Here is a 17,790-nt window from a genome sequence, read left to right as displayed (position 1 = left end):
ATCACGATGAGCGCATTTACATACGATCTTAACGCGCTGCCAGCTGCCGTCATGATTTATGACCGCGATGAACGCCTGCAGGCCTGGAATCACAACGTGGCCCTTTTTTATCCGGTCATCACCCCGTGGCTGAAGGCGGGCACAACGCTTGAAGCGCTGGCGGAACGCTTTATCGACGCCGTTTATAACGTCGACCCCGGCCTTCGTCAGACGCTGCGCGAGTCGGTTATTCGCAACTGTCGGCAGGATAAACACTGTGAGGTTCGGCAGGCGGGCCAGCGGCGGATCTTCGTCCAGCATCAGCGCCTGGCGGACGGCGGTATTGTCAGCCTGCACAGCGATATTACAGAGCTGGATGAAGCGCAGCGCGCGCGTCACCAGCTGCACGACGATTTTCTGCTGACGGCGGAATCCATTCATATTGGGATCTGGGACTGGCAGGTTTCTGGCGACGCGTTACAGGTTAACGACACCCTGCTTGCCATGCTGGGCCAGTCGCGCACCCAGTGGCGATATCCGGTGCGTTTTCTGCTCAATCAGGTCCACGAGAACGATCGCGCTGCGCTGCGCAAGGCGCTGCACGCTTCGAAGCAGGATCATCGTCCGGTCTTTGAATGTGAAATTCGCGTGCATCACCCTACCGAAGGACTGCGCTGGATGCTGCTCTCCGGCCAGGTGGTCACGCTCTCTATTGAGGGAAACGCCGAGCGCGTGATTGGCACGCTGCAGGATATTACGCGGCGCAAGGAGGCTGAAATACAGGCGTTCACCTCGGCCATTGAGGCACAAAAAGCCAATGAGGCTAAAAGTGCATTTCTGGCGAACATGAGTCATGAAATCCGCACCCCCATGAACGGCATTATTGGCATGACCCAGCTGTGCCTTGACACAACTCTCAACGCCGATCAGCGCGATTACCTGACGCTGGTGATGAGTTCGGCCCAGTCTCTGCTGCATATCATCAACGATATTCTCGACTTTTCCCGTATTGAAGCTGGCAAAGTGGAGCTGGAGGCGGAACCTGTCCCTGTCCGCCCCTTTATCCAGTCGCTTATTCGCCCGCATATGCCGGGCGCGAGCGAAAAAGGCATTGAGCTTCTGGTTGATATTGCCCCAGACGTCCCCGACGTGCTGATGGTCGACGGCGCGCGGCTGCGCCAGATCCTGACCAATCTGCTGGGCAACGCGCTGAAATTTACGCACCAGGGGGAAGTCATCCTGGTTGTTGAGCCCGGCGATAGCGAGGACTACTGGCGTTTTCGGGTGCGCGACAGCGGTATTGGCATCCCGGCTGAAAAGCAGAAGGCCATTTTTGAAGCCTTCAGCCAGGCGGATAACTCAACCACCCGCCGCTACGGCGGCACGGGGCTCGGACTAACCATCTCGGCGCGGCTGGTTGCGGCCATGGGAGGCGAGTTAACGGTCACCAGCGAGCCGGGGAAAGGCAGCGAATTTTCTTTCGTCCTGCCGCTTGCAACGCAGTTTCTTGCCCCGGAGGAACGCCCGCGTAGCCAGCGCTTTAGCGGTGAACCCGTGCTGGTGGTGGATGATAACGAAACTAACCTCCGGCTGCTGGCCGCCATGCTGAGCCAGATGGGGCTGAAACCCACCTGCGTTAACAACGCCAGTGAGGCCATCAACCGGGTTAAAACCGGAACAGCATGGCCGCTGATCCTACTGGACGCGCAGATGCCGGATATGGACGGCGTGTCGCTGGCCCTTGAGCTTTCGGTGCTGCCGCAGATTTCTGAAAGCCATATCATCATGCTGAGCTCCATGAGCCGACATTTTGATATCAATATGCTGAAGCGGATCGGCATCAAAAACTATCTGCATAAGCCTATCGCTCAGGACGAGCTGCATCAGGTGATTGCCTCGGCGTTTGAACGTGCGCCTAAGACCGTGGGGGAAACCGCGTCCGCCCCCGTCGCCGCCCCGGGCGCTACGGGGCTGCGGGTCCTGCTGGCTGAAGATAATCTGGTCAATCAGAAGGTCGCCGCGCGCCTGCTGGAACGCCTCGGCCATACCTGTCAGATCGTCGATAACGGCGTCACGCTGCTTGAGCGCTGGCGCGCGGGCGTGTGGGACGTTCTGCTTATCGATCTCCAGATGCCAGAGATGGACGGTGAAACCGCCATTCGCCTGCTTCGCGAGGAGGAATGCTCCCGGCCCGGACCGGCTCAGCCTGCCGTCGCCATGACCGCACACGCTATGCAGGGGGATAAAGAGCGCTGTCTTAACATGGGCTTCGACGGCTACATTGCCAAGCCCATCAGCCAGGAGCGTCTCGCTGAGGAGATTGCTCGCGTGCTTGAGCGTCATGATGATTCCTCCGTTTTTCCTGATGAAGCGCGCCTGCTGAAACAGTGCGCTGACGACCCTGTCCTGGTACAGGAGCTGCTGGCCCTGTTTGGCGAAGGGCTGGAGGAGGCCATAAGAGCGATCGCCCGGGCTGTCGACAACGATGACCGCGAAGCGCTGCGCCGCGCGGCCCACAAGCTGCGCGGAGAAGCCGTCACGCTGGATTTCGGGCTGCTCGCCCGTCAGCTGCAGGCGCTGGAGAACGAGGCGCACACGCAGGACAGGCAACAGCTCGCGACGCTAAACCGGCGTCTTCAAATGGAATCGCAGCGCCTGATGGCGTGGCTCAACGCGCGAGGGGTAAACGAACCATGACCCGTAGCTGCGCGCTGCTCTTTGCGCTGTTTATTCCACCGCTGGCGGCGAACCCGACACCGGTCAGCTGGTCACTTGCTGGCACCTGGCGGGTTCAGGACGCCAACGACGGCACGCCTCCTCTCGCGTCAGGCTGGCGCGGGCTGAAAGTCCCCGCCAACTGGTACAGCGCGGGGTACGATCGTCAGGGCGCGCTGTGGTATAAGCACGCATTTACGCTCCCCCTTCAACCGCCCGACGTGATGAGCACCCTGGTGTTTGACGGCGTCGATTATCTTGCCGATGTGACGCTAAACGGCCAGCCGCTGGGCAAGCACGAGGGCTATTTTCAGCGCTTTTCGCTGGACGCCAGCGCTGCGTTACAACGTCACAACCAGTTGGTGGTTCGGGTGGATAGCCCTTACGAAGCGCATAAGGTCTGGCCGCTGCATAAAACGGTCATGAAGGGGATTCTTAACCAGCATGACACGCGTCCCGGCGGCGCCTGGTCGCCGGAAGGACAGGACGCCAACTCTGGCGGCATCTGGGCGCCGGTCAGGCTGCATCTGAGCCGGGGCGCCACCCTGGATGAAATCATCCTTCGGCCTGACTGGTCCCAGGGGCTGAAAAGCCCTGAACTGAAGGCTGAGATTCGCTATCGCGCGCTCGGTCAGGGCCCGGCAACCGTGCGGCTCACCGCCACGCCCGCCAATTTCAGCGGCAAACGCTTCCAGGCAGACTTTCCGGTTACCCTGGAAAGCGGCGCCCATTCCGCGCGTGTTACGCTGCCCATGCCTGCGGCAAAACTGTGGTGGCCGGTCGGCACCGGGAAACCCCATCTGTACAGGGTTCGCGTCTCATTACGGGATGAAAAAGGGTTAATGGATACGGCAGTCACCCGCACCGGGCTGCGCAAGATCGCTGAGCAGCCAGACAACAAAGGCTGGCTCATCAACGACAGGCGCCTTTTTGTTAAGGGCAGCAATTACATTGGCTCTCCCTGGCTCGGCACCATGACGCGAGAGAAATATCGTCGCGATCTTCGTCTGGCAGAAGCCATGAACGCCAACGCCATTCGCGTGCACGGACACGTTGCCGGACGCGCGCTGTATGACGTTGCCGATGAGATGGGCATGATGATCTGGCAGGATGTTCCGCTGCAGTGGGGCTACGACAGCAGCGACGCCTTTACCAAAAATGCGGTTCGACAGACGCGGGAGATGATCGAACAGTTTGGGAACTCACCCGCCATCATCGTATGGGGCGGCCATAACGAACCGCCCTGGAATTCGCCGTGGATGGAAAAACGCTTCCCGGACTGGAACAAAAACCTCAACCGCGAGCTCACTCAGCAGGTGGCGGACACGCTTGCCGAAGATAGCTCCCGCATCGTGCACCGCTTCTCCGCCGTTGAGGAGCACTACTGGGCGGGCTGGTACTTCGGTACCATGCGCGACCTGCTGGCGCCAGCTAAAACGGGGATCATTACCGAGTTTGGCGCGCAGGCGCTGCCCCACCTGTCCACGCTAAAAACCATCATCCCGGCTGCGTATCTCTGGCCCAAAACGACCGCCGCCGACGATCCCGGCTGGAGCGTCTGGAAATACCATAACTTCCAGCCCTTTCAGACGTTTAAATTTGCCGGTATACCGCGCGGAAACAACATTCAGGAAATGATCCGCAATACCCAGGCGTATCAGGCGCGGCTCGTCGCCACGGCGGCCGAGAGCTACCGCCGACAGCGCTACCAGCCGGTGACGGCCCTGTTCCACTTTATGTTCGTCGAAACCTGGCCCTCCATCAACTGGGGCGTGGTGGACTATCTGCGTAAGCCTAAAGCAGGTTTTTACGCGTTAAAACGCGCCTACCAGCCTGTTCTGCCTTCAATTGAACCGGTCACCCCGCAGTGGAAATCCGGCACGGCGGCGACCGTGCGTCTCTGGGCCATCAACGACACCTGGAAACCGTGCAGCGAGTGCCGTCTTTCGTGGCGCATCTCCCAGCGCGCTAAGGTGCTGGCAAAGGGGACGATGACGATGACGATCCCCGCTGATTCGGGAACGATGGTCAAAACGCTGACGGTCACGCCCGTGGGTCAGGATGAGGTGTCGATCGGGTTTACGATTGAAAACAAGGCGGGAAAAAGAGTTGGTGAAAATCAGCGCACGGAGTCCGTCATAAAATGAGCGAGGGAAAAGGAAAATTGCCGCTTCCCCTGCTTTCTTGTACCCTTTCACCGGAAACCCTGCCCCCACAAACATTGAGACATCCGGACACCTATGACTGCACATATTTCCAAAGATCCTTTGCATGGCGTAACGCTGGAGATGATGGTCAATGCCCTGGTGGCAAAATACGGCTGGAGCGAACTGGGCGACCGAATCAAAATTAACTGTTTCAGAAAAGATCCCAGCGTTAAATCGAGCCTGAAATTTCTGCGCCGCACCCCGTGGGCGCGCGCGGAAGTGGAAGCCCTGTATCTGGACTCCCTCAACGATGAGGTAAGCACAGAACAGGCGGCGCCCGCGTTTAATCCCTGGGCCAACAGTCGGATTATCAAGAGCTAATACGCAAATGACGCGACACGTAAAACGGATTGGTGCGCTGGCTGCCTGCGCGCTTTTACTTGTGAGCTGCTCCTCCAAACCGCCGAAATCACTGGTTACTCCTCTTCCCACCGCGAGCAAACCGACGCAGCAGGCAAACGAGCCGATGCGCGGGATCTGGCTGGCGACCGTCTCACGTCTCGACTGGCCGCCGGTGGCCTCGGTGAACGGCCGCAGCGCGGACCAGCGCATCGCGATGCAGAAGCAGGCGCTGACAAGCAAGCTCGACAACCTTAAGCGCCTCGGCATTAACACGGTGTTTTTCCAGGTGAAGCCGGACAGCACGGCCCTCTGGTCATCAAAAATTTTGCCGTGGTCGGATATGCTGACGGGCAACATCGGCGAGTATCCGGGATACGATCCGCTGAAGTTTATGCTGGATGAAGCGCACAAGCGCGGCATGAAGGTGCATGCCTGGTTCAACCCGTACCGCGTGTCGACCAACACCAAACCGTCCACCATCGCCGCCCTGAACCGGACCGCCTATCAGACCCCGTCCAGCGTCTATGTCCAGCACCCGGAGTGGGTGCGCATCTCGGGCGATCGCTTTGTGCTCGACCCCGGCATTCCGGAAGTGCGCGACTGGATAACCAAAGTGGTGACCGAAGTGGTGGCGAACTACGCGGTAGACGGCGTGCAGTTCGATGATTACTTTTACGCCGAATCACCGGGGTCCGCGCTCAATGATTCGCAGACCTGGCGGCAGTACGGTCAGGGATTTGCCTCAAAGGCAGACTGGCGTAGACACAATACGCAGCAGCTGATCGTCCAGGTTTCCCGCGCGATTAAACAGACCAGGCCCCACGTTGAGTTTGGCGTCAGCCCGGCGGGCGTGTGGCGTAACCGTTCGTTTGACCCGGCAGGCTCGGACACCCGCGGCGCCGCGGCCTACGATGAATCCTACGCCGATACGCGGCAGTGGGTTCAGCAGGGCCTGCTCGACTACATCGCTCCGCAGATTTACTGGCCCTTCTCCCGGGACGCCGCGCGCTACGACGTGCTGACCAAATGGTGGGCCGACGTCGTGAAGCCGACCCACACTCGCCTGTATATCGGCATTGCGTTCTACAAGGTGGGCGAGCCGTCGAGAAACGAGCCGGACTGGACGGTTCAGGGCGGCGTGCCGGAGCTGAAAAAGCAGCTCGATCTCAACGATTCGCTGCCCAACGTCAACGGCACCATCCTGTTCCGGGAAGATTACCTGAACCAGCCGCAGACCCAGCAGGCGGTGAACTACCTGAAAGGACGCTGGGGAAGCTAAATGCCATCAGGCAGAAACGCCCCGTTTCTGCCTGTTTTTTTACGGCTTCGGCCCGAACATCGCCTCAAGCTGCTGCGCATCCGGCATACCGACCACCTGCTGCAGCTCATTTTCCGCATTCAGATAGTAAATGGCCGGCGTGGCGTTAGCGCCCAGGCTGTCCATCAGCGTCTGGTGCTTCTGCAGGATCGCTACCGTTTCGCGGGAAGCCTCGCCCTCTGGCTTCGGTAATTTTTTGCCACCTGAAAGCTCGTATTCGCGCCAGGCCGAAACCGGATCTTTCGCATTCAGAATCGCCGAGGCGTTACGTCCGCTGTTGGGGTTGAGAAACGCCACCAGCAGCGTGTTGAGCTGCACCTTGCCCGCCTTCACCCACGGCTGCGCTTCGGCCCAGAACTGCTTGCAGTACGGACAGAACGGATCGGCGAAGACAAAGACCTTACGCGGGGCGTTATCCGCCCCTTCCTTCAGGGGATGCGCCGCGTTGAGGTTCTTCCACATCTCGCGTCCCATCGGGGCGTAGATCTCTTTCTGGAAATAGCCCTCGCTGAGGTTTTTTCCTTTGTCATCGTACAGATAGCCTGAGATCACGTGCTTGCCGTCCGGCGTTAAAAAGAGCGTCACGCCCATGTCCTGATACTGCCCAAGCCAGGCGGGCGCGCCGCCGGGCGCATCCAGCTTCTTAATGATTTTAATGTTTTGCTGCTCGCTGAAGTGCTTCACCACGTCCGGTATGGCTTCAGCCGCCTGCGCCAGCCCTGACGCCGTCAGCGCTGAAAGTAACAGTAATTTTTTCATTTCCCTCTCCGGTTTGTCGGGGGCATTCCGCCCCTTCAGGTTAGCGGTTTTTCAGTGCGTCACTGACCATTTCGTCGAACTGTTCAAACGGCACCCAGCCGGGCAGCAGTCCCTCGCCGATGAGCGTGGCGGGCGTGCCCTGGATCCCCATTTTTTCCGCGACAATCAGGCTGCGCTTGATCGTCAGCAGGCTCTCCTCATCAGGCGTCGCGACGCTCACGCCCGCCCGCTTCTGCGCCTCCTGAATGCTGGCATCATCGTGGTAGCCCTTCTTCGCCATCAGAGTGTGGTTAAGCTTCATAAACTGCCCGGGCTCCTGACGCCAGAGCGTTAACGCATCGCGCGCGGCGGTCAGCGAACTTTCCGAGCGGAAAGGTAAAAACTTAAAGACCACCGCCACGTCCGGGTGTTTTTCGACAATCTTCTCCAGGTACGGATCGAATTTTTTACAGTACGGACAGTTGTAGTCGGTAAACACCACCAGGGTGAGTTTGGGGTTTTTCGCGCCGATGCGCGGAGAGTTTGGATCGTTAAACAGGAAATCAGCGATGATCTTCTGCGCCCGCTGCTCCTGGTCCGGCGTCAGCGGCTGGGCAGCGAACACCTGAACCGGCGCCAGCAGGAGCAGAAGCGTAATAAGGAGTTTTTTCATAATGCGTTTAGCCTTTTGCGTTATTCAGGGTGGCGATCAGAGTGCGCTTGTCCAGCAGCGGCGAGAGGATTTCGCCCTCAGGCAGACCGGGGCCATACGCTGCGTTAAACGGAATGGCGTAACGGTTTCGCTTCGCCAGAAAATCGGCGATAAACGCGGACGGCTGGCTCCAGTCTCCGCGAAGGGCCACCACGTCCGGCTGGCGCAGCGCGGCAATAACGTCCGGCTGATTCAGCACCCGATGCTCGTTAACTTTGCAGGTCACGCACCAGTCCGCCGAGATATCCACGAACACGCGTTTTCCCTGCGCCAGCGCCTGCTGGATGGCCTCCTCGCTGAGCGGTTGCCACGGGATGGTCTGAGCAGCATTTTGTGCCGGAGCGGCAGGCGGCGCGTTAAGCAGCCCGCGCGCCTGATACCCACCAAACGCCGACAGCGCGATAACCACGAGCCAGAACAGCGGTGAGGATTTTTGCCCCTTCAGCGCGAACAGCGCCAGCGCGACGGCGATAAGCACCAGCATCACAATCTGGCTGACCGCCTCGCCCAGATGCACGCTCAACAATGTTGCCAGCCAGAGGCTGGAGGCGAGCATCATCAGGCTCAGAACGACTTTTAGCGTGTTCATCCAGCGGCCGGGTTTCGGCAGCAGCATGGCCGTTTTCGGCACCAGGGCGACAAACAGCCACGGCAGGCTCATGCCCACGCCGAGCATCAGGAAGATCAGCCACAGGGAGTGTAGCGGCGCGCCAAGGGCAAAGGCGACCGCCGTACCGAGGAACGGCGCGGAGCACGGCGTGGCAAGCAGCGTGGCGAACATCCCTTCGCAGAAGCTGCCGCCAATCCCGGATCCTCCTGCCGTTGCCAGCCGTCCCGTGGCGGCGGAAGGCAGCAGCATCTCAAACGCGCCAAACAGGTTCAGCGCAAACAGGAAGGTGACGGCGACCATCAGGCCGATAAACCACGGGTTCTGGAACTGAATGCCCCACCCCAGCGACGCCCCGGCCAGCTTAAGCGCGGTCACCATCCCCGCCAGCAGCATAAAGGAGGTGAGGATCCCGGCGCTGGTGGCCAGAAAGCGCAGCCTGATGGCGCGCCTGTCCGATCCCGCCTGCAGGATGCTGTTAAGCTTCATGCCCATGACCGGCAGCACGCAGGGCATCAGGTTGAGGATCAGCCCGCCCAGCAGCGCAAAAAGCACCATTTTGCCCGTCCCTTCAGGCGCAGAAGGTGCAGCAGGCGTCGCGCCAACGGTCATGGTGGTTTGCTGCGCATTGCCGCCACTGGTCAGCACAAACGACAGCCTCTTGCCTTCCAGCGAGGCGGGCTTGTCTCCCCATTCGTCGGTCAGGGGTACCGTCACCCGAAGCGTATTGCCGTCGTGTTTGATGACCGGCTCGCCGGGAAGAATGTCACCTTCCAGCGGGTCAAAGTAGATCCCCGGATTATCCCACTTCCCGTCCGTCGTACCGGTAATCACCAGCTTGTCGCCAGAGAGCCACGCGGAGAGATCCCTGGATACGCCTGACGTACCGGGCACGGCACGCATCGCCTGCTCGAACTCGCTACGGAAGCCCTCATCTACCGGCTGGGTAAAATCGAGATGCAGCGGGTAGTCCGTCAGCAGACAGACGTTACTGCACGTGGAAAGCGTGAGCGTCCCGTCGAGCGTGTCGCCCTTCACTCCGTTGAGCGTAATCGGGATCGTGACCTTATCGTGATAGCCCTGCGTCGTCATGCCGGAGATATCGAAGCGCGACGGGACCGGCCAGGACCAGCTATCCGTTACGCCTTCCGGCCAGCCGATTTTTGGCGCGACGCCGCCCTCGCCCGGCGATCGCCAGTAGGTTTTCCAGCCGTGCTTTAGCTCAACGGTGAGCAGGCCTTTAACGTGCGTTTGTTCCCTTTCCGCCTGAAAGCGGATGCGGGCGTGATCGTTTTGTTGGGAAACCTGCCAGCCGGTGTCTGCCGCATGGACAATGCCGATGCAGGACAGCCACAGGAAGACGAATCCCCTGAAGAGGTTAACCATGTTTTACTCCGTGAACAGTGAAAATTATCGTGAGAGGACGATGATTTTCATTCACGGAAAACGCAGTTTTTAAGGTGTATTCGGGGAGGCGGTGCCTGAACGGGCTGTTCTGCGGGAGCCAATGCCCGCCCTTGCATAAACAGCTGCAGCAGCGCGAAGAAGATAATAATGGCCGGCAGCGCGCCGTCGAAGAACAGCGGCTGGGCGCAAAGCAGCGAGTGTGCGCCCAGCTGACAGGGCGACGGGCCGGGCTGTTCAGTATTGCCGCTTTGAGCCGGGGCATCTGCACTCAGTGAAATCTGCGGATCCAGTCCCTGTAAAAAATGGTTAAGCATCACCGTACGCTGCACGAGGCAAAGCGCCATCGCGAGACAGGTGACGATCAAAAGCCATTTTCCGAGGAGCTGACGGTTGCGCATAACGTTCCAGAGTGACGAGACGCCCCGATCATAAACGATAGTGATGAATCTACAAGTGCCGGAAGTGTAAGGTTTTGTCTGTCGCCGCTATTCGCCCGTCAGCGCGTCATAGACGTCCCGCAGCCGCGTGCGCAGAAACAGCACCGCCTTGTGCTTGCGGGATAACAGCGCCTGCTCGCTGGCGCCCGTCTCCTCTGCCAGCATTTTAATGCTGTAGCCGTGGAGTTCGGTCTTTTCAAACACCTCGCGCTGCGGCGGCGGCAGTTCAGACAGCGCCTGCCCCAGTTCTTCCCACAGCAGCGTTTTGAGATACTCCTCTTCCGGCGTGTGCGGTACGCCGAACAGGGTTTCGGCCAGCTCGTCCTCCGGGAACCCCTCTTCGTCTTCTCCCGTAAAATAGCCAGAGAGCGACACCTCGCGCTTTTTACGCGCCCGGTCGGTCATCTCGTTACGCGCCGCGCGGAACAGCCAGGCGGCGACGTTTTCGACCGGCTGCTCCACTTTCATCAGCTGATAGGTGACTTCCTGCAAAATGTCGTCGGCATCATCGCGAACGGAGGTCCGTCCGCGAATGAAGGCTTTCAGCCGGGCGCGGCAGGCATTGAGCGCCGACATCAGCATGGATCCGCCCGCCTCCCCGGCTTTCATTTCGCTCACTCTGCTTCCGGCGCTTTTGGCGTGGCGTCGTCACGCTTATCGTCACGATGACCGTGCCAGCCGCAGTGGCCGCGTCCGTGGCGACCAAACCCTTCGCGGCGCTGCTGAATAAACGCCTCGCGCTGTTCGGGCGTCATATTCATCCAGCGCTCGTGCATGCGGCGGTGCGCGCCAAACATCCCCGGGCGGAAACCTAACCCGCCAAACAGAATGCGGCTCAGCACCAGAATGCCCAGCGCCTGCCAGAAGCCAATGGCCTTCACGCCGAGAATGGCCGGGAGCAAGGCGTTCCACAGGGTCATCACCACCAGGCCGAGCACGATAAAAATCACCGCGCCGATGACTAAGCCCTTGCCCATACGGTGGCGACCGAATCCGCGCCCGTGACCTCTGCCGTGCATATCAAAATCTCTCATGGTGTTTACCTCGTTTACAGTAACTGATTATGGCTTGTGATGAGGTAGACGGATGAAGGAGGGAAATATTGCTGGGGTGAATGAATAATTTTGCGGAGAGCGTATTTTCACACGCCCCGTGAAAGCAATTGCTGGCGCTTGTTCACCGTTTAAGGCCGGTTTAGAGCGATCTTATTCCTTATTTCCAGGATTTTATCTGCACACTCTGCCGCTGATAACAGGGCGGTGTCCAATATGAGATGTTCTCTCTCCCAGGGGGCATACTCACGGTTTTTTACCTGTTTCCAGTCAGGAGGTGTGAGCCCTGGGATATCAGAGACTCTGTGCTCCACGCGATAACGATGTTCTTTTTCGTCTGAGCAGACAATTTCAACTTCCAGGAAAGGGACATTCAACGAAAGAGCAATATTGCGAAAAGTATCTCGCACAAGGTTAATATCATTAACGGAATCGGTCACAACGGTGGAGCCGAGCTTAAGATTCTCACTTGCTAAACCATAGATGGCAAAATAGCCCTCCGGCCCCGTTTCCTGACCCGGTTCATAGACTGAACGAATGGCCTGCTCAACAGTATCAACCCGCAGATAGACCGCCCCCAGCCTTTGAGTAACTATTTTTGCAACGGTGCTTTTACCACTGCCGGGTAGCCCACTAAAAATAATTAACATAATTTTCCCTGGTGATAATTAATATTAGATATGTGCTGCCTATAGAGACGTCCTGAATTATACAGAAACGGTTACACCAGATACAAAAAAGGCTCCCGTAGGAGCCCCCCTCATACAATCAAGCCTGCACCGGCAAACTAAAACTCGAAATACTCCGCGAAAGCTGCTGCGCCTGCTCTTCCAGGGATGCAGCTGCCGCAGCGGACTGCTGCACCAGCGCGGCGTTCTGCTGGGTCACGCCATCCATCTCGGTCACCGCCTGGCCGACCTGGCTGATCCCGCGGCTCTGCTCTTCGGAGGCGACGGAGATCTGCTCCATAAGCGTATTCACTTTATTCACCGACGAAATAATCGAGTCAATCACCTCGCCCGAGCGGCTGACCAGCTCCGCGCCGTTTTTCACGCTCGAGACCGACTGCGCAATCAGGTTCTCGATGTCCTTAGCCGCCACCGCGCTTTTCTGCGCCAGGGTGCGCACTTCGCTGGCCACGACCGCAAAGCCGCGGCCCTGCGTTCCGGCGCGCGCCGCTTCTACCGCCGCGTTCAGCGCCAGGATGTTGGTCTGGAAGGCGATGCTGTTAATCACGCTGGTAATGTCTTCGATGCGCTTCGAGTTCGCCGCGATGGTATTCATCGTGTCGATGACTTCACGGGTCACCGCTTCACCGGTGTGGGCATTTTTCACCGCGTCCTGCACCAGTTTCCCGGCCTGATAAACGTTGTCGGTATTGTTCGCCACCGTCGCGCTCAGCTCTTCCATGCTCGCTGCCGTCTGGGTTAACGCCGAAGCCTGCTGCTCGGTACGTGACGCCAGGTCGATATTTCCGGAGGCAATCTCCTGCGCCGCGTGCGTTACGGTATGGCTCGCATCGCGCACCTGGGCGATGGTCGCCAGCAGCGCCTGACGCATCTGCTCCATTGAGCTCATAAGATGATCGATTTCGTTATGTGCGCTCCCCTTGACCGGCACCGGAACGTCCAGCTTGCCCGCCGCAATCTGGCTGCAGTGCTCGCGCGCCAGGTTGACCGGCGCAAAAACAAAGCGCTTCATCAGCAGGCTGACGGCGACAATCACCACCACAAACAGGCTGGCAATAGCGGCAATGATCGCCAGGCCAGAGACGAAGTTACTGCTCGCATTCTCGTTCAGGCTTTTGGCATATTTCTGGTGGACGGAAAGGACCTGGTCGAGAACGATCTCGTACTGGCGGTCGAGGCGGGAGACTTCCGGGATCAGCGCGTTAAATTTGGCCACATCGTGCGCCTCGGCGGCATCGATCAGCGGCGCCAGCCCCTGGTTGCGGTAGTTTTGCCAGGCGTCCTGATAGGCAGTCACCAGCGGCGCTTCATCCGTCAGACGCGGCGAAGCCATAAAGGCCGCAAAGGCGTGGTCCGCTTTGGTCAGCGCCTCCTTCACGGCGGTTAACTTTGCAGCCCCGTCTGCCGAGTTGCCCGCTTCCACCATCTTCACATACTCCATCACCCGCACGCGCAGCGTACGGCTATGGTTGATGGGGTCAATAATGGACAGCACAACCTGGATCTCTTTGTTGACGTTATCCAGGGAATTATTACTTTTAATGATGAGGCCAACGCTGGTCACAGTGCTGACAACAAAGAAGAAAAGCAGCGAGAACAGGACGATCAGGGACGACTTTTTCAACGACATAAACCAATACCTCAAGGAGAATTATTCCTTATGGTTATCGGCCATTCCAAAACTTAAATTAATTAAAGTTATTGAAGTATCGAACCGGGCTATTTCGCTGGCTTATAGCGTCGCTGCAGGGTGGCATTGAGCTTGCGCTGCAACGGCTGCGGCGTCTCCCCTTCGATCAATTTGTTAATCAAATCAAAGCAGTGCCACGCCAGCTGGCGGTTATCCTGACGAATGGTATCCACCGGGATCGTCAGCGAATCGTAGAGATAATGATCGTCAAAACTGGCTAACCTGATATCACTTTGCAACAGGTTGTGCTGGCCCATATAGCGCAGCACCCCTTCCAGCAGCCCGCAGGCGGCGGCGAACAGCGCTTTCGGCGGACGCCCCAGACGGGCGCAGAGTTCAGCAAACATCTCGTAACCGGAGCTCGGGTGATAGTTGCCGTGAATGATCCACTCGGGGCGCAGCTCCACGCCCGCCTCTCGCAGACCTTGCTTAAACCCTTCCAGGCGGTCGCGCGTCGGAGAAAGGCGCGGCTGGCCGCCGAGGAAGTAGAATTCATCAGGGTGCTGGCGCGCAATGTCGGCCACCAGTTCCGCCGTTGGAGTAATCGAATCGGTGATGACCAGCGGCAGCGCGCTGTCGTTGATGTGGCGGTCAAACAGGACAACGGGCAGCTGCTCGCTCAGCTTGTGGTAGTCCGCATCGTTAAGCATGCTGGAGGCCACAATCAGCCCGTCAACCTGACGCGCCACCATGTTGTTCACCACCACCGTCTCCTGCCCCGGGTTTTCATCGCTGCAGGAGATCAGCAGCTGAACGCCCGCCTCGCGGCACAGCGTCTCAAGCTCGTGAGAAAACACGGCAAAACCGTAGTTGGTGATCTCCGGGACCACCAGACCAACGGTGTGGCTGCGGTTATCGCGCAGCGACCGGGCGTGAATGCTGGGCTGATAGTGGTGCTCTTTTGCAATCGCCAGCACGCGCTCGCGCGTCTCTTCCGCCACGCGAAGCTCTTTGCTGCGCCCGTTCAGGACCAGGCTGGCGGTGGCTTTTGACACACCCGCCAGCTCCGCGATGTCTTTAATGGTGACGCGTTTTGTTTTTCTCACAACGACTTAGATCCGGCTGCCAAAACCCTCATTCTATCATGCAGGCGCGCAGCGACCAGTAGCGTAATGTGATATCGGACGCACCTTCGAATCGCACCCGGGCCGGATGGTCAGGAAAATAGCGGCTGCTCATCACCCCTTCACCGTGATTGATGAAAATTTCAACGCTGGAGCGGTCGCAGAGAATACGCAAATGGCTGACGTCGCCCCGCCAGTAGCGGGTCAGCGTTTCACCGGTTTTCAGGCTCGCGCGTTCAAGACGTATGCCCCGCTCATCGACCGTGAGACGCAGTGCGCCGCCAAAATCGACATTCACCTGCGATGCGCTCAGCTCAAACTCCAGGCGCGTCGCGTCCAGGTCCGGCGCCTCGCTGGCGCGCCCCTGCCAGCGCTGCTCATCTTCACGCAGCGCCGCCAGCTCGCGCGCCGGGGTCTGCCAGAGCCTGCCGTCGCGATAGCGTAATTCGCGCGGGCAGGTCATCTGATGCATCCAGCCGCGCGCACGGGTTGGCTGAAGCATCTCTTCCCCGTCCGGTACGCCCATCCAGCCGATCAGAATGCGTCGGCCATCTTCCGCCAGCGTCGTTTGCGGAGCGTAAAACTCAAAGCCCGCGTCCAGCTCGTGCAGCTCGCCGTGATCGAACGCGGCGTTTGCATAGTCAAACGCCCCGCTCATCCAGGTCGCCGGATAGGTGTTGAGATAGCGATGCGGCTCGCGCGCCAGCCCCTGCGGACAGCTGATTAAGATGTGCGTTCCGTCGAGGGCGAACAGGTCCGGACACTCCCACATATACCCCGCGTCCGTCAGGCCGTTGACGCCGTGACCGGCGATTTCCCCGCATGACGTCCAGGCGTGCAAATCGGCTGACTTAAACAGCAGCACCTTGCCGCGCTTTTGCAGATCCTGCGCGCCGAGCACCATGTACCACTCCCCGTCATGCTGCCACACCTTCGGGTCGCGCACGTGGCCGGTATAGCCTTCCGGCAGCGCCAGCACCGGCCCCAGCTTCGTAAAGGTCCCGTCCGGCTGTTCCACTGCGAGGCACTGCCAGGCGGTGCGGCTGCCGTCATCGAACTTGACGTTGCCGGTGTAGCACAGGGTCAGGACGCCCTGGTTATCCACGGCGCTACCGGAGTAGCAGCCGTTGCGGTCATACTCTTCATCCGGCATCAGCGCCAGCGGCTCGTGCTGCCAGTGCACCAGGTCCGCAGAGCTCCAGTGCCCCCAGCATTTAAACCGATGCTCGCAGTCCAGCGGGTTCCACTGATAGAACAGGTGGTAGCGGCCGGCAAACCAGATAAACCCGTTGGGATCGTTCATCAGCCCCGTCACCGGCGCGGGGTGCCACTGCGGATAGTGGCTATCCGCAAGCGCCCGCGGCTGACCTTTCATAACGGCCTGCAGGATCGCAGGCCAGCGGGAAGGTAACGTCATTATTCAGAGTCCGTTTTATATTTCAGCAGCAGTGAGACGGTAAACGCCACGCCGAAGGCAATCACCATACCGATAATATAGTTGAGCAGCGAGCTGGCCTGCACGATGGCCATGCCCGGAATAGCGGTCAAACCAACGGCGGTCATGTACACATGGACTGAGACCACCCAGGCCCCGCCCACAGCGCCGCCAATCAGCGCGGCGATAAACGGCTTAACAAAGCGCAGGTTGATACCAAAAATGGCCGCTTCGGTGATGCCCAGCATCGCAGAGAACGCCGACGGTAAGGTAATGGCTTTGATTTTGGCATCTTTGGTTTTGAACCACACCGCCAGACAGGCGCCGCCCTGCGCCACGTTCGCCATGGCCCAAATCGGCAGCAGGAAGTTAACGCCAATCGACGGGTTGCCCAGCAGCCCGGCTTCGATCGCGTGGAAGCTGTGGTGAATACCGGTGATCACAATCACCGAGTAAAGCCCGCCGAACAGCAGCCCGGCCAGCCAGCCCGCGTGTTCAATTAACGTGCTCAGGATAAAGGAGATGCCGTCGCCCAGCGCGCGCCCCGCCGGGCCGATAATCAGCAAGGCGATAAAGCCGGAGATAACGACGGTAAGGAACGGCGTCAGGATCAGGTCTAACGCGTCCGGGATCGCGCGGCGCAGGTTTTTCTCGACGATGCTCATAAACCAGACGGCCAGCAGCACCGGGAACACCGTGCCCTGATAGCCAATCATCGCAATCTCAAGGCCGAAGAAGTTCATGGTATGGAAGCCGGAGGCCACGCCCCAGGCGTTGGTCAGCGCCGGGTGCGTCAGAATGCCGCCCAGCGTCGCGCCGAGATACGGGTTACCGCCAAATTCCCGCGCGGCGGTAAAGCCGATCAGAATAGGCAGAATGATAAACGCCGCGGAGCTGCACATGTCCAGCATGATGTAGAGAGCGTTATCCGCATTGACCCAGCCGTAGGTTTTCACCATGCCGAGCAGGCCCATCAGCAGGCCGGATGCCACAATCGCGGGAATGATCGGGACAAAGATGTTGGAGAGCAGACGGGCAATGCGCTGGAACGGGTTCAGCTTGCGCGCCGCCAGATCCGCGGCCTCAGATTTACTGGATTCGCTAATCCCCGCCGCCTGAATAAACGCGGCGTAAACCTTGTTGACCACGCCCGTGCCAAAAATCACCTGCATCTGTCCGGCGTTACGAAAACAGCCTTTTACGCCGTTGACCTTGCCGATCGCCTGCTGATCCGCAAGCGCGTCATCGACCAGCACCAGACGAAGACGCGTTGCGCAGTGCGCCGCGCTGGCGATATTTTCCTTGCCACCGAGCAGCGGAATAAGCTCGCGGGCGATTTGATTAAAATCCATAGATACCTCTGCCTGACTTCTTTTTATGATGTGCGAAACGCTCCCG

General features: G+C 59.1%; 15 protein-coding genes. 4 read left to right on the top strand and 11 right to left on the bottom strand.

The genetic code is table 11. The features are described 5' to 3' along the window. Positions 1–6: 6 nt before the first annotated feature. The 4 genes from HCH49_RS05360 (at position 7) to HCH49_RS05345 (ending at position 6,522) form a co-directional block, all read left to right on the top strand. Positions 7–2,676, top strand: coding sequence for a response regulator (locus tag HCH49_RS05360; protein ID WP_221702319.1), 2,670 nt, complete (start codon positions 7–9; stop codon positions 2,674–2,676). Further along, positions 2,673–4,841, top strand: coding sequence for a glycosyl hydrolase 2 galactose-binding domain-containing protein (locus tag HCH49_RS05355; RefSeq protein WP_221702318.1), 2,169 nt, complete (start codon positions 2,673–2,675; stop codon positions 4,839–4,841). Before HCH49_RS05360 ends, HCH49_RS05355 begins: the two co-directional genes overlap by 4 nt. 93 nt (positions 4,842–4,934) lie before the next feature. Next, complete coding sequence (locus HCH49_RS05350; protein WP_033145603.1) at positions 4,935–5,222, top strand: VF530 family DNA-binding protein; 288 nt, start codon at positions 4,935–4,937, stop codon at positions 5,220–5,222. A 7-nt stretch (positions 5,223–5,229) separates the two neighbouring features. Further along, complete coding sequence (locus HCH49_RS05345; protein ID WP_221702317.1) at positions 5,230–6,522, top strand: glycoside hydrolase family 10 protein; 1,293 nt, start codon at positions 5,230–5,232, stop codon at positions 6,520–6,522. Between the two features lie 39 nt (positions 6,523–6,561). On the opposite strand, the gene dsbG is transcribed toward HCH49_RS05345, so the two are convergent. The 11 genes from dsbG to HCH49_RS05290 all read right to left on the bottom strand — a co-directional run bounded on the left by dsbG (position 6,562) and on the right by HCH49_RS05290 (position 17,744). Next, entirely contained in the window at positions 6,562–7,320 is a 759-nt protein-coding gene (gene dsbG, locus HCH49_RS05340) for a thiol:disulfide interchange protein DsbG (protein WP_047060912.1), read from the bottom strand. A gap of 40 nt (positions 7,321–7,360) precedes the next feature. After that, positions 7,361–7,972, bottom strand: coding sequence for a DsbA family protein (locus HCH49_RS05335; RefSeq protein WP_221702316.1), 612 nt, complete (start codon positions 7,970–7,972; stop codon positions 7,361–7,363). Between the two features lie 7 nt (positions 7,973–7,979). Further along, entirely contained in the window at positions 7,980–10,004 is a 2,025-nt protein-coding gene (locus tag HCH49_RS05330; RefSeq protein ID WP_221702315.1) for a protein-disulfide reductase DsbD, read from the bottom strand. Positions 10,005–10,051: 47 nt separating this feature from the next. Then, entirely contained in the window at positions 10,052–10,423 is a 372-nt protein-coding gene (locus HCH49_RS05325) for a hypothetical protein (protein WP_094935026.1), read from the bottom strand. Positions 10,424–10,510: 87 nt separating this feature from the next. Next, complete coding sequence (locus HCH49_RS05320) at positions 10,511–11,071, bottom strand: RNA polymerase sigma factor (RefSeq protein ID WP_029741319.1); 561 nt, start codon at positions 11,069–11,071, stop codon at positions 10,511–10,513. Positions 11,072–11,076: 5 nt separating this feature from the next. Beyond that, a complete protein-coding gene (locus HCH49_RS05315) occupies positions 11,077–11,496 on the bottom strand; it encodes a hypothetical protein (protein ID WP_126795444.1) in 420 nt (139 codons plus the stop codon). A gap of 149 nt (positions 11,497–11,645) precedes the next feature. Then, the gene (locus tag HCH49_RS05310; protein WP_069302856.1) at positions 11,646–12,164 is read right to left on the bottom strand and encodes an AAA family ATPase; all 519 of its coding nucleotides are present in this window, start codon (positions 12,162–12,164) and stop codon (positions 11,646–11,648) included. A 118-nt stretch (positions 12,165–12,282) separates the two neighbouring features. Then, a complete protein-coding gene (locus HCH49_RS05305; protein WP_143346977.1) occupies positions 12,283–13,833 on the bottom strand; it encodes a methyl-accepting chemotaxis protein in 1,551 nt (516 codons plus the stop codon). Positions 13,834–13,922: 89 nt separating this feature from the next. After that, positions 13,923–14,939, bottom strand: a complete 1,017-nt coding sequence (locus tag HCH49_RS05300; RefSeq protein ID WP_182072952.1) for a LacI family DNA-binding transcriptional regulator — start codon at positions 14,937–14,939, stop codon at positions 13,923–13,925. A gap of 28 nt (positions 14,940–14,967) precedes the next feature. Next, positions 14,968–16,374 (bottom strand): sucrose-6-phosphate hydrolase, encoded by a 1,407-nt coding sequence (locus HCH49_RS05295; protein WP_221702314.1) that lies wholly within the window; start codon positions 16,372–16,374, stop codon positions 14,968–14,970. After that, the gene (locus tag HCH49_RS05290; RefSeq protein ID WP_221702313.1) at positions 16,374–17,744 is read right to left on the bottom strand and encodes a sucrose-specific PTS transporter subunit IIBC; all 1,371 of its coding nucleotides are present in this window, start codon (positions 17,742–17,744) and stop codon (positions 16,374–16,376) included. Before HCH49_RS05290 ends, HCH49_RS05295 begins: the two co-directional genes overlap by 1 nt. Positions 17,745–17,790 lie beyond the last annotated feature (46 nt).

The sequence above is a fragment of the Enterobacter sp. Y17 genome, assembly GCF_019730495.1.
Lineage (GTDB): Bacteria > Pseudomonadota > Gammaproteobacteria > Enterobacterales > Enterobacteriaceae > Enterobacter > Enterobacter asburiae_B.
Note: the sequence above shows the minus strand (reverse complement) of the source record. Positions and strands in the feature narration are given on the sequence as shown.

Coding starts and splice junctions, on each gene's coding strand:
- HCH49_RS05350 (WP_033145603.1), top strand. CDS start 4,935: ATGACTGCACATATTTCCAAAGATCCTTTGCATGGCGTAACGCTGGAG.
- HCH49_RS05320 (WP_029741319.1), bottom strand. CDS start 11,071: ATGAAAGCCGGGGAGGCGGGCGGATCCATGCTGATGTCGGCGCTCAAT.
- HCH49_RS05330 (WP_221702315.1), bottom strand. CDS start 10,004: ATGGTTAACCTCTTCAGGGGATTCGTCTTCCTGTGGCTGTCCTGCATC.
- HCH49_RS05305 (WP_143346977.1), bottom strand. CDS start 13,833: ATGTCGTTGAAAAAGTCGTCCCTGATCGTCCTGTTCTCGCTGCTTTTC.
- HCH49_RS05310 (WP_069302856.1), bottom strand. CDS start 12,164: ATGTTAATTATTTTTAGTGGGCTACCCGGCAGTGGTAAAAGCACCGTT.
- HCH49_RS05345 (WP_221702317.1), top strand. CDS start 5,230: ATGACGCGACACGTAAAACGGATTGGTGCGCTGGCTGCCTGCGCGCTT.
- HCH49_RS05335 (WP_221702316.1), bottom strand. CDS start 7,972: ATGAAAAAACTCCTTATTACGCTTCTGCTCCTGCTGGCGCCGGTTCAG.
- HCH49_RS05315 (WP_126795444.1), bottom strand. CDS start 11,496: ATGAGAGATTTTGATATGCACGGCAGAGGTCACGGGCGCGGATTCGGT.
- HCH49_RS05290 (WP_221702313.1), bottom strand. CDS start 17,744: ATGGATTTTAATCAAATCGCCCGCGAGCTTATTCCGCTGCTCGGTGGC.
- HCH49_RS05355 (WP_221702318.1), top strand. CDS start 2,673: ATGACCCGTAGCTGCGCGCTGCTCTTTGCGCTGTTTATTCCACCGCTG.
- HCH49_RS05360 (WP_221702319.1), top strand. CDS start 7: ATGAGCGCATTTACATACGATCTTAACGCGCTGCCAGCTGCCGTCATG.
- HCH49_RS05325 (WP_094935026.1), bottom strand. CDS start 10,423: ATGCGCAACCGTCAGCTCCTCGGAAAATGGCTTTTGATCGTCACCTGT.
- HCH49_RS05295 (WP_221702314.1), bottom strand. CDS start 16,374: ATGACGTTACCTTCCCGCTGGCCTGCGATCCTGCAGGCCGTTATGAAA.
- dsbG (WP_047060912.1), bottom strand. CDS start 7,320: ATGAAAAAATTACTGTTACTTTCAGCGCTGACGGCGTCAGGGCTGGCG.